General features: G+C 27.8%; 10 protein-coding genes. All 10 read left to right on the top strand.

All coding sequences use genetic code 11. The features are described from left to right. The first annotated feature begins 62 nt into the window (after nucleotides 1–62). The 10 genes from B5X81_RS16185 (at nucleotide 63) to holA (ending at nucleotide 11,928) form a co-directional block, all read left to right on the top strand. A complete protein-coding gene (locus B5X81_RS16185) occupies nucleotides 63–494 on the top strand; it encodes a hypothetical protein (RefSeq protein ID WP_079493173.1) in 432 nt (143 codons plus the stop codon). 173 nt (nucleotides 495–667) lie between these two features. Further along, nucleotides 668–2,896, top strand: coding sequence for an Eco57I restriction-modification methylase domain-containing protein (locus tag B5X81_RS16180; RefSeq protein WP_079493172.1), 2,229 nt, complete (start codon nucleotides 668–670; stop codon nucleotides 2,894–2,896). 66 nt (nucleotides 2,897–2,962) lie between these two features. Then, a complete protein-coding gene (locus B5X81_RS16175; RefSeq protein ID WP_079493170.1) occupies nucleotides 2,963–3,592 on the top strand; it encodes a hypothetical protein in 630 nt (209 codons plus the stop codon). Beyond that, a complete protein-coding gene (locus B5X81_RS16170; protein WP_079493169.1) occupies nucleotides 3,582–5,051 on the top strand; it encodes a hypothetical protein in 1,470 nt (489 codons plus the stop codon). Before B5X81_RS16175 ends, B5X81_RS16170 begins: the two co-directional genes overlap by 11 nt. A 157-nt stretch (nucleotides 5,052–5,208) precedes the next feature. Continuing rightward, nucleotides 5,209–5,715, top strand: coding sequence for an ECF transporter S component (locus B5X81_RS16165; protein WP_079493167.1), 507 nt, complete (start codon nucleotides 5,209–5,211; stop codon nucleotides 5,713–5,715). A 229-nt stretch (nucleotides 5,716–5,944) separates the two neighbouring features. Further along, on the top strand, nucleotides 5,945–6,685 hold the full coding sequence (locus B5X81_RS16160; protein ID WP_079493166.1) for an MBL fold metallo-hydrolase: 741 nt from the start codon (nucleotides 5,945–5,947) through the stop codon (nucleotides 6,683–6,685). Between the two features lie 217 nt (nucleotides 6,686–6,902). Next, on the top strand, nucleotides 6,903–7,193 hold the full coding sequence (locus B5X81_RS16155) for a hypothetical protein (protein WP_079493164.1): 291 nt from the start codon (nucleotides 6,903–6,905) through the stop codon (nucleotides 7,191–7,193). Between the two features lie 120 nt (nucleotides 7,194–7,313). Then, nucleotides 7,314–8,399 (top strand): YibE/F family protein, encoded by a 1,086-nt coding sequence (locus B5X81_RS16150; RefSeq protein ID WP_079493163.1) that lies wholly within the window; start codon nucleotides 7,314–7,316, stop codon nucleotides 8,397–8,399. Between the two features lie 144 nt (nucleotides 8,400–8,543). Then, nucleotides 8,544–10,862, top strand: coding sequence for a DNA internalization-related competence protein ComEC/Rec2 (locus B5X81_RS16145; RefSeq protein ID WP_079493161.1), 2,319 nt, complete (start codon nucleotides 8,544–8,546; stop codon nucleotides 10,860–10,862). A 25-nt stretch (nucleotides 10,863–10,887) separates the two neighbouring features. Beyond that, nucleotides 10,888–11,928: a DNA polymerase III subunit delta gene (holA, locus tag B5X81_RS16140; protein WP_079493160.1), complete on the top strand. Its 1,041-nt coding sequence runs from the start codon at nucleotides 10,888–10,890 to the stop codon at nucleotides 11,926–11,928. Nucleotides 11,929–11,948: the final 20 nt, after the last annotated feature.

Genomic DNA, 11,948 nt, shown 5'->3' with positions numbered 1-11,948 from the left:
TAATTCAGTTTGATTTTTATACTATTTATCTATAATTAATTGAAAGGGGTACAGTTATTTCTATGGAAACTGCGAATGCGGATTTATCGGAGCCGTATGACGGGGATAATGAAAAAATAATTGTAGGGATACCATCGGATGACATTGAAATGGAAAATGTTATTAATGATATTAAGACATTGTTGAATAAATATAATGATCCTAAGAAGCATTTGAATGATTATTTAAGAAAAGTTGAGAAAAAAATGGTTAATAAGAGTATTGACACAGGATGCTATATTAATAGGAATAAAATAAAAAAATATATAGAAAAACATCCTTATTTTAAAAATCCATGTAACTATCATATTAGATTGTTAACTATCATGAAGTATTTGAAGAAAAAGGGTATAGATTTAACTATTAAAGATATTGATTTAGTAGTAGATGAAATTATCCAGGAAATAGATGGAGTAAAAAAGATAGCAGAAGGTAAATATAAAGTTATAAAATAATAGATTTTAAAAATCCAACACAATTTGTGTTGGATTTTTAAGTTTAGAGAAAGCTGAATATTTTTATATAGATAAATTAAACTTTACAAGTGTACATCTATATAGGCTTGTACTAATTACAGTATTCAAATATAATATAATAGACATCAATAGACAATGGAAGGAATAATAGAATGGAGAATAATTTAATCAAAGTCCTTGATGATATTTTATTAGATTTTGATGCAGAAAATATGAGTAAAGAAGAAGTTTTTATAAACCTAATAAGAAAAGCTGTATTTAAAAAAACTAAAATAAGTTATGATTCCTATATTAAATTTTTAAATGAAAGTATTGGTAATATAGAGATATCAATGGAGGATATTACAGATTCTAAAGAGCTTTCCAGTGGGTTTACACAGAATCTGGATTTGTTACATTTGTGCAGTATTTTTGAAGAGTATTTAAATGACAAAGTCCGTGAATTAACAGGAAGCTATTATACTCCTAATTTTATTATTGAGTTTATGGTTTCTAATTCTTTAAAAGTATATTTTGAGGAAAATGCAAAAATAAATAATAGAAATTTAGCAAAGCTTATAGATGATGAAATTATAAATGATATTGATCCTTCCCAATTGCTAGATATATTAGATATATTATCAAATTTAAGGATTATTGATATATCCTGTGGCTCGGGGTTGTTTCTTCATCATGTATTAAAGAAAATATTTATGATCAGGAAAAGGATATATAAAGAATTAAGCTATGAATTTGATGAATATGCTGAGCTAAAGTCTATATTAGAGAAGAATATATATGGTGTTGACATACAACAAATGCCCCTTGAAATGGCTATTTTAAAGTACATAGATATACTTAATGATCATAGATGTGTAAATCTTGAAAAATTAAATATTAATATGTATAAAAGAAATAGTGTGCTGGGAAATGAAATATTTAATGTTTCTAAAATAAATGATGTTATAAACGAGGGAGGATTCGATATAGTGATTGGTAATCCCCCTTATATAGGAGAAAAGGGAAATAAATCTGTATTTGAAGAGATTAAGAAATATGAATTTGGTAAAAAATACTATGAAGGGAAAATGGACTATTTTTACTATTTTATTTATAGAGGAATTGACATTTTAAAGGATAATGGTGTTTTGTCATATATTACAACTAATTATTTTATTACTGCAGATGGGGCCAAAAAACTTAGAAAGCATTTAAGGAGTACAGTGAGCTTTAAGAATATAATTAATTTTAATGAATATGAAATTTTTAAATCTGCCAGGGGCCAGCACAATATGATATTCACTATAACTAAAGGTGCCCATGAAGAGAAAACTTCAAATATAAAATACATAAAGAACTATAAATTAGAAACAAACGAAGTCCTTAAGTTTATAAATAATAAAAAAGTTAATAATGAAAATATAACAAGCTATATAGTAAATAAACAAAGTGACCTCTATGGAGATAATGGAAATATATTGGTTTTTCCCGATTGTAGATTTTGGAACATATTGAAGAAAATAAGAGCATTCTCCAGCTTGAATTTGGGAGATATCTGTAATATAAACCAGGGTATTGTCAGTGGAGCAGATAAGGTTACTCAGAGGATGCTTCAGGGGAAATTTAAAAAAGATAGTATAGCAAAAAATAAAATTGAAGTTAATGAAGGAATTTTTATACTGGATAAAGAAGAAATAAAAAATAAGAATATGGAAAGCTGCAAACTTCTTAAGCCCTTCTATAAAAATAGTAATATTAAAAAATACTTTACAAATCATTCCACCGATAAGTATATATTATATTTTACTGATAAAAATATCTGTAATGAATATTATTGCTTTATTATACAGGAGCATTTGAAAAAATATAAAGATGTACTAGAGCTAAGACGAGAAACTCAAAGGGGAATTAGAAGCTGGTTTGCCCTTCAGTGGTATAGAGATCAAAGAATATTTGAAGGTCCTAAGATAGTTGTACCCCATAGAGCTCTTCAGAATAATTTTGGCTATAATGAAGATATGTGGTATGCCAGTGCCGATGTATATTTTATTACGGGAAAAGTCCAAAATATTAATTTGAAAGTATTATTAGGCTTATTAAATTCTAGAATTATGTATTTTTGGCTATATAATATGGGGAAAAGAAAAGGAAATTATCTTGAGCTGTATTCCAGTCCATTATCTCAAATCCCTATTAATATCAGCTTTGATACAAAAACAAAGGAATATGTTGAAACAATAGTCAATGAAATTCTCTCTTGCTGTAGAGATAATTATGATTTCAAATTGATTGAAAAATATCAATATGATATAGATAGGAAATTGTATAAAGTATTTGGCTTTAATATGGAAGAAATTGAATTAATAAATAAGTTATATATGGAAAGATGCTTTAAAAAGTAGAACAAATAGAAATAATAGTTGGGATTTATCTTTATTTTATATTATTTTCTTTTACGGGGTGAATATATGAGGTTTTATTTAATAGCTAAGTGTATAGAACAGCAAAATGAAGATTTAGCATTAAACTTAGATACCATGACCCTTACTAAAATTAGAATTGATGAAAAAATTGAAGAAGACAATACCTATGTAATAGCAAATGGTGGAATAATAAAAATTAGAAATATAAACTGGAGCCTCAAGGATCTTTACTTTGAAGCCTTTGGAAAATCAAGGAAGGTAAAGAGAGGTGAGTTTAAATTTATTAAAATAAAAAGAAATAGTGATGCTTATATTGATGAAAACTATTTTTTATTTAGCAATAAGAAGCTTATTGGAAGAATTGTTAATTCAAAGGAAATAGAAGAAATAAACAATAAGGGAATAGAAAAGCTTAACAAGCTTTTAAAAAAACTATTATTGAATGATATGGTAATTCTAGTTAAAGGCAAGAAAATATACAGAATATTCACATATTCAAAGCTAAGTAGCCTTATGAATGAAAACAAACAAATTGATATATATCAATTTCTAAATAATAATCATACCAATGAAGTACTTATCAAGTTAAAGGATAAGATTGACTCTGCTTATAAGAATTTGGAAGAAGCTAAACGTAGAATGGATGAGGAGTTGAAAAAGAATAATGAAGGGTAAGAAAATACTAATAGTTCTTTGTGGCATAACAGTGGTGACATTTACTGTGGCAGCATTATTGAAAGACGATATTAAGGTTATAAGTTTGTCAAAAGACCAGTATGAGTATAAAGATAATGGGGTAGAGGTTGTTGATGGAGAAAATTTTATAAAATACGTTTCAGATATAAATGATATTAGGGATATAATTTGGATAAATGAAGATCTTGTTGAGTTTAAAGGCAAAGTTGAAGATAATGACGAATTTGAATCCTTTCAATTTGATTATAGCAATAAGCTTTTTTCTGAGGATAAAAATGCTGAAAAAGATGAATTTTATCGAAGCCATTTTAAAGAAAAAATTCAATTTGTAAAGTCAATAGACGAGGATAATTATGTAATATACATAGAGGGAAAGGATAAAAATGGTTTATTTCATTTATGTAGAGATGAGGAACCTGTGTTTTTAGCATCAAGTATAAAGGTTGATGATAAATTATTATTTAAAATGTCCAATAATAATAGGAAAATAGCCTATTATGATGGAAAGCAAAATATTATAAAGATTTACGATTTTAATACTAAAAAGATTGCTGAAATAGAACATGATATAAATAATGAAATATTTAAGGATTTTAAGAGCTGTATTAGCTTTTCCCACGAAGCTGGGTATATAGCCGTATCTAACGTCAATAGAGAAAACTTTAAAGAGAGTAATTTTTCAGTGTATGGAGCGGATTCAGGAAAAGCATATGCTGAAAACCTTTTGGGAATAAATCCAGTTTGGGGAAAAGACAATTTAATAATAGCTTTTACATATCTTGAAGACAATTCACAAACCAATACAAAGGAAAAGAAATCAAGGGATATAGTAGGGGACAGAGTTGGTCTTTTTAATCTAAAGACACGGAAGACTAAATTTATTCAAAATATGGGCAAAGGATATAAAGTTATAAAACCTGCTGTATGGAGTAATAACAACCAAATCATTATAGCTGTGGGCAAGTACTTGGAAAATGAAAATATATATGCTTTTAGCAAGGTTTGTTCTTATAATATAAAAAGAAATGAACTTTCTGATCTAGAAAGTTATTTTAAAGACATAATTAAAAATAGCAATGATTTTGAAATTACAGCACAAGAAAATGATTTATATATATCCTTTTATGGTAAGGACCAAGAAAATATTGTAAAAGTTATTGACATTAGCAATAGAGATGAAAAGGATTTTAGAAATCTTCAAAGGTTTAATACAAACATTGAAGGAACTAATAAATTAATTCTTTCAAAAAGTTTAGCCAAGGATAAATTTCTATATGTTCATAATAACGGTGTATATGTGTCAGACCTGAATTCAAATTATGTTAAATATAAAGCAAATGGTACGATTAATAAGATTTATGAATCACCTGATAAAAGTAAATTATTTATTATAAGTGAATTTGGAGAAAAGTTAGAATTAGCTATTGTAAAGTTGTAATGTTTTAGAAGTATGAAAACCAGAGAAGTGTATCGATACACTTCTCTGGTTTTTTATATTTTTATTTAATGTCATCTATTTACAAGGGATACAATTTGTATTATAATAAAAAAGAATTAATACTTAACAATACAATTGTTTAAAGTGGGGGAGTACAATGAATGATTTTAGCACAAAGGATTTAACTATTGCAGGACTTTTAACAGCTTTAGTGGCAGTTGCCACAATTGCAGTTACTGTTCCAATACCCGCAACTGGAGGATATTTGAACTTAGGAGATAGTATTATTTTTTTAGCAGCTATTATTTTTGGATGGAAATATGGTTTAGTGGCAGGAGGCTTAGGAGCAGCATTAGCTGACTTGCTTGTTGCACCGGCATATGCTCTTCCAACTCTTATTGTTAAAGGACTTATGGGATTTATAGTAGGGAAAATAGCTGATAAAAAGAATAAAAATTTATTTAACTATAGAAATATAGCAGCCATAATAATAGGGTCGGTATGGATGGCATTAGGCTATTATATTGCTCAGGCTATAATGATCGGAAATTTTAAGACTCCTCTTGTAGAAGTTGGACCCAATGTACTTCAAGGATTTATAGGAGCAATTATATTTTTCCCAATTGCAATTGCTATAAAAAAATCAAAAATTCTAGAAAGATAATTTAACATTGAGAATAGTACCAAAAACCTGTATCCATAATAAATAGATACAGGTTTTTTATTATATGGGGAAACTACATATTATAGAATTCTTCATATATCTTAAAGTTGAAAAGTTCCGATATTTATAATAGTATAAAGAAAAAGAAACTCTAAAGCTATTTAAAATTGAAAATTCAAAAACGACATTAGTCGTATTTGTTTTAATATAAAAGTGGGAGGAGAAGTGTATGAAAATTACGATTCTAGGTAATTCAGGACCCTACCCCAGGGCTGGAAGCGCCTGTTCAGGATATCTTTTAGAAGATGAAGAAATTAAAATTCTAATAGATTGTGGAAATGGAATATTAAGTAGATTATTAGGGCAGATAAATAGTCTAGAGGAATTGGATACAATAATATTAACCCATTTACATAGTGACCATATATCCGATATTATGATTATGAGATATGCCCTTGGAATTAACCAAGCTAAGGGAAAAATTAAGAAGAGTATTCCTCTATATGCGCCGCAAGACCCATTGGAAACATATAATAAAATACAGTATAAAGATGCTTTTATATTAAATGAATTAAATGAAAGAACCTTACTAAACATTGGTGATATGAGAATAACCTTTGAGGAGATGTCTCATCCAGTAAAAACTTTTGCTGTAATCGTAGAAAAAAATAACAAAAAATTTGTTTATACAAGTGATACTAAATATTGTAATAATTTAGCAAAAATAGCAAAGGATGCAGATGTACTTCTATGTGAATGTAATATAATGGAAGAGGATTTAACAGAGGATGTATATCATTTATCTACTAAGCAAGTAGGTGAATTATCTACTTCATTGGGAGTTAAGAAGCTTCTATTAACACATATATGGCCTGAATATGATTTAAGTTCCATACTTAATGAAGTTAAAACTTATTATCCAGGTGATGTGGAAATAGCAGCTGAGTTTAAAACCTATGAAATAGATTAGGTATCAAGCAAGTAATTTTTACACATAATATAAAAGATATAAAATTTTATGTTTTAGTTTTACAAGTAAAATAATGATTCTAATATTATAGGGATTTAAGTAAAGACTTTAATTTATACATGTTCAAAGCTCTCAAAAATCTTAAGTATTTGTACATGTATAAACTAAGTTTTAAGATTGATTCATAATATCTGGAAGTATGAGGAGTGTGTAAAAATTGCTGAATAGTATTTCTGAAAGAAGAATAAAATTGAAGGATAGATATAAGCTGTATCTTGAGGTGCCAGAAAAGGACTACTTGATGATCTATAATAATGAGATAAGTGTGGAAAATGCACGGGATGTATTGACTCAATTTTTAAAGTATCATCAAGATGATGGTAGAATAGAAAATACTCAAGTAAATCATGACAGAAATAATCACAGTATAAATATAGAGGCTGATTTAGTTTATTTGGGAAATGATCATACAAATCCCAAAAATATACCGCCATATTTAAATCACTAAGCAGCAGATTTAAACCCCCTTGTACCTCAGGGGGTTTAAAATATGGGATAGAAAAATCTTGGAACTTCAAAGACGGAAATGATATAATTGGGTTGACTAAAATTAAATGAGGTGATATATATGGCAAGAAAAATACTAATTTTAACTATATTAATATTAGCAGTATTTAGTTTTTCAGTTTATGCAGAAGATGAACTTGAGACATATGAAAAGGCTTTGATACTGGAAGTTTTACAAGAAGAAACCAGTGGAGAAATTATTGACACGGTTCAATTTGTTAAGCTGAAAGTATTAACTGGAAAATATAAAGATCAAACTTTCAATGTAGAAAATGTTCAATCAGGACATCCAATTTATGATATACCGGTTAAAGAAGGCGATAAAGTAATGGTATATATAGAAGAGATTGAGGACGGTAGTTTAGATGTAAATATTACCGATTATGTAAGGAGTAATTACATATTTATTTTAATCATCGTATTTATATTAACATTATTACTAATTGGTAAAACTAAAGGTTTAAAGACGATAGTTACTTTAATTTTTACAATGTTTATGATTTTTAAAGTTTTGCTGCCTATGATATTAAAGGGCTTTAATCCGGTAATTATTACAGTAATTATATCTTCAATTATCACCATAGTAACTATGGTGATAATATCAGGTATATCTAAAAAGACCCTTGCAGCCATACTTGGAACTGTTTCAGGTGTATTAATTGCAGGAGTACTGGCATTTATTATAGGAGCTAAGGTTAGATTAACCGGATTATCCAGTGAAGAAGCTGTTATGTTAACCTATATTCCTCAGGATGTTAATTTTAATTTTAGAGATTTATTATTTTCTGGTATATTATTGGGTACATTGGGGGCTGTTATGGATGTTAGCATGTCAATAGCATCATCAATAGAAGAAATAAATAAAGCCAATAAAAATTTATCTATGAAAGAATTATTATTGTCAGCAATGAATGTTGGCAAGGATATAATGGGTACCATGTCAAATACTTTGATTTTAGCATATACAGGAAGTACAGTTCCTTTAATGCTTTTATTTATGGCCTATGAAACATCTTTAATTCGTATTATTAATATGGATATTATTGCCACAGAAATAATTCGGTCTTTAGCAGGAAGTATAGGATTGATTTTAGCTATACCTATAACCGGGGTTATAGGAGCTATGCTTGTAAAAAGAGATAAGTAAAATATAAAAAAAGAATCTAAAGTAAATCTAAGGAGCTATATAAAGTTTCTTTAGATTTATTTTTTTGCCGAAAAAATAGAAGGAAATTAAAAAAATGAAAAGAATTGTAAATAGAGAGAAAAAAGTAGAAATAGGAGTGCTTTTATGTATAGACGACCTATTGTGGGGATAGCAATAGCTTTTATTTTAGGTATAATAATTCAGTATTATTTTAGAATAAATCTTAAAATTATTTGGTCTATTGTATCATTAAATATGTTACTCTTATTTGTATTAGTAGATACAAAAAAAGGTTATATGGCAATGATATTATTATTGTCAACTGTGATGCTTTTTGGTGGTCTTCACATGGAATATAAACTTAATATTAATGCTCCAATAAAGAGTTTTGTAAATAAAAAAGTAGAGATAATTGGAGATTGTATTCAAAGAGATATGACAGATAAGAGTACATATATCCTTAGAATAGAAAGTATTAAATACAATAATAAAACCTACAGATTAAAGAGTAAATCACTATTAAGGGTATTTAAGCAGGAAGGTAGAGGGTTTAATAATAAAAGAGTCTTAGTTAGAGGTATACTGAAGGAGCCAGATCCTGCTAGAAATCCTAAAATGTTTAATTATAAACTCTATTTAAAAACCCAGGATATTCATACTATTTTAAGTATAAACCAATACAATATAAAATCCTTGGGACCATCTGATTTACCTTTGTTTATAAGAATAAGACATAAAATAAAAAGCTATATATACAATGAAACGGCAAAAGTTTTTCCCGGTGAAGAAGGCAAAATAGCTTTGAGTATTGTCTTTGGAGATAAAAAAATTATTGACGAGGATTTATATAATTCCTTTAAATTGAGCGGCACTGCCCACGCATTAGCTGTATCGGGCTTGCATTTTGGCATTTTGTTTATGTTTCTGGATTTTATATTGAAGATTTTTAAGCTCAAGGAGAACTATAAAGCCTTTGTATTATTATCTCTAATTTGTTTTTTTGCAATTATTGTTGGTTTTTCTCCTTCGGTTATAAGGGCTTCATCTATGATTATTTTATTGGTTATTTCAAACCATATCGATAGGAAATATGATCTATTTGCTGCATTAGCCCTTATATCTTTAATAAATGTTTTTGTAAATCCCTTTATGATATTTAGTGTTGGGTTTCAGCTTTCTTTCCTAGCTGTAATATCTATTGGACTTTTTTACAGTCCTATTTACCAAAGAATAAACTTTATGCCTGAGTATCTTGGAAAAATGATTGCAACTACACTGTCGGCTCAAATAGGCACATCACCTATTATAGCCTATCATTTTAATACTTTTTCACTAATTTCACTTATATTAAATATTCCGGTTGTTCTATTAATTAGTTTTATACTACCTATTAGCTTAGTATTTTTTGTGACATTATTTATAAATATTAAGATTTCCAGATTACTTGTTTTCTTTGATAGAATATTAATAAAAATATTAATAAGTATAAATTCGATTTCCTCATATTTGCCATTTAGCAGCTTTAATATTATATCTCCTAGGGTTTTATACCTTATTATTTTTTATATTGGATTAATATTGTTTTTCTATAGGGGGAAAATTCCCTATATTAATAAACTCAAAAAAGAGAAATTGGTATTGCTTTTTTTAGTCTTCATTTTTGCTATTAATTTTATAGGAATAATAAAAGAGAATAATCTTAAGGTTACATTTATTGATGTAGGACAAGGAGATTGCATACTTATTGAAACTCCTAAGGGCAAGAGAGTATTAATAGATGGAGGGAAAAGTGAAGAAAGTATTTTATATGAATATTTGCTTAAAAATAGGATTACTCATATAGATTTAGCTTGCATTACCCATATACATGATGATCATATTGGAGGTATTATAGATATTGTTGAAAATATAAAAATAGGAACTATAATTATAGGGACAAAGGAATATTCATCTGATGAATTTGAAGATTTTATTAATAAATGCTCAAAAATGAAAATCCCTGTAAATGAATTTACTAGAGGAAAAACCATTGAGTTGGAGGATGAAATTATACTAGAATCAATTCACCCATCATCAAATTTGATTTCAAAAAGTGAAGATGATATAAATAATAATTCTTTAGCTTGTATTTTAAAGTACAAGGATTTTGAAGTATTATTTACAGGAGATATTGAGAAAGAAGGAGAAAGGGAGACTATTCTTAATGGGTCAAGAAGAGATATCGATGTAATAAAGGTTTCTCACCATGGAAGTAATACATCCAGCTTGCCTGAATTTATAGATTATTATAATCCTAAGATAGCAGTAATTCAAGTAGGAAAAAATCTTTTTGGACATCCCAATAAGGAAACTCTCCAAACATTGATGGAAAGAAAAATAAAAATATATAGAAATGATAGAAACGGTGCTGTTATAATAGAGTCTGATGGTGAAAATATTGAAATTAAAAGGATGATTCAATAATTTGGATTAAACTTAAGGAGGAAATATGTCATATAAAAGCTTATTAAAGGATATAAAGGACAATAATATTGCAAAGGTGTATTTGTTTTATGGTAGTGAGAAATATTTGATTGATAAAGGTGTAGAGGCTGTAAAGAATAGATTCATTAATAATGCCAATGATGAAAGTTTTAATTTTAGTTTATTTAATGGCCTTAGCGATAATATGGATATTGTTTTAAACTCTTGTGAAACTTTACCCTTTATGGGGGAAAAGAGAATTGTTATGGTAAAGACTAAGGAGGCTTTTAGCGGAAATAAGGGTTCTTTGAGCAATGAGGATGAAGAAAAGCTTATAAAATATTTATCTAAAATACCTGAGACTACATGTTTAGTTTTTATAGCTGGAGAAAAAATAGATAAAAGGAAAAAGCTTGTCAAAGAAATTGCTTCTAATGGAAAAATTCTTGAGTTTGTTAAATTGAAAAAAGATGATCTTTCAAAATGGATTCATAAAAATTTGAAGGACAATGATAAAAAAATAAAAGCTGCATATATACAAAGAATCATTGATTCTTTAGGTTATTTAGAAAAGGACTCCAGCAAGACCCTCTACGATATAGGAAATGAGCTTAAAAAACTATGTAATTATACTGCCGATAAAACTGTTATTGGAATTGATGACATAGAAAAGATAATGAGTAAGCCCTTAGAAAATAATATTTTTATATTAGTTGATGCTGTTGGAAATAAAAATGGAAATAGGGCATTAGACGTATTAAATCAAATGCTGGTAGGTGGAGAACCTGAGGGTAGAATATTACATATGATTGTTAGACAGTTTAGAATTTTAAATAGGGTTAAGCTTATGGTAAATAGAGGATATACTGCTAGTGTTATAGCACCGAAAATATCTTTGCCCCAATATGTGGCTAAGAAATATGTTAAACAAGCCAATGCTTTTACGGAGAAAGAGTTATTGGATATATTAAATAAAGCCTTAGAAGCCGACTGGAAAATTAAGACAGGCAAGATGTCACCGAAGCTTGCTATAGAAATGCTAATAACAATATTTTGTAAAGGATAAGAAAATATTTTCAAAAAAGC

It is taken from the genome of Maledivibacter halophilus (assembly GCF_900167445.1).
Lineage (GTDB): Bacteria > Bacillota > Clostridia > Peptostreptococcales > Caminicellaceae > Maledivibacter > Maledivibacter halophilus.
The sequence above is the reverse complement of the archived record's forward strand: the minus strand, read 5'-3'. Positions and strand labels throughout refer to the sequence as shown.

Coding starts and splice junctions, on each gene's coding strand:
- B5X81_RS16150 (WP_079493163.1), top strand. CDS start 7,314: ATGGCAAGAAAAATACTAATTTTAACTATATTAATATTAGCAGTATTT.
- B5X81_RS16160 (WP_079493166.1), top strand. CDS start 5,945: ATGAAAATTACGATTCTAGGTAATTCAGGACCCTACCCCAGGGCTGGA.
- B5X81_RS16175 (WP_079493170.1), top strand. CDS start 2,963: ATGAGGTTTTATTTAATAGCTAAGTGTATAGAACAGCAAAATGAAGAT.
- B5X81_RS16145 (WP_079493161.1), top strand. CDS start 8,544: ATGTATAGACGACCTATTGTGGGGATAGCAATAGCTTTTATTTTAGGT.
- B5X81_RS16185 (WP_079493173.1), top strand. CDS start 63: ATGGAAACTGCGAATGCGGATTTATCGGAGCCGTATGACGGGGATAAT.
- B5X81_RS16165 (WP_079493167.1), top strand. CDS start 5,209: ATGAATGATTTTAGCACAAAGGATTTAACTATTGCAGGACTTTTAACA.
- holA (WP_079493160.1), top strand. CDS start 10,888: ATGTCATATAAAAGCTTATTAAAGGATATAAAGGACAATAATATTGCA.
- B5X81_RS16170 (WP_079493169.1), top strand. CDS start 3,582: ATGAAGGGTAAGAAAATACTAATAGTTCTTTGTGGCATAACAGTGGTG.
- B5X81_RS16180 (WP_079493172.1), top strand. CDS start 668: ATGGAGAATAATTTAATCAAAGTCCTTGATGATATTTTATTAGATTTT.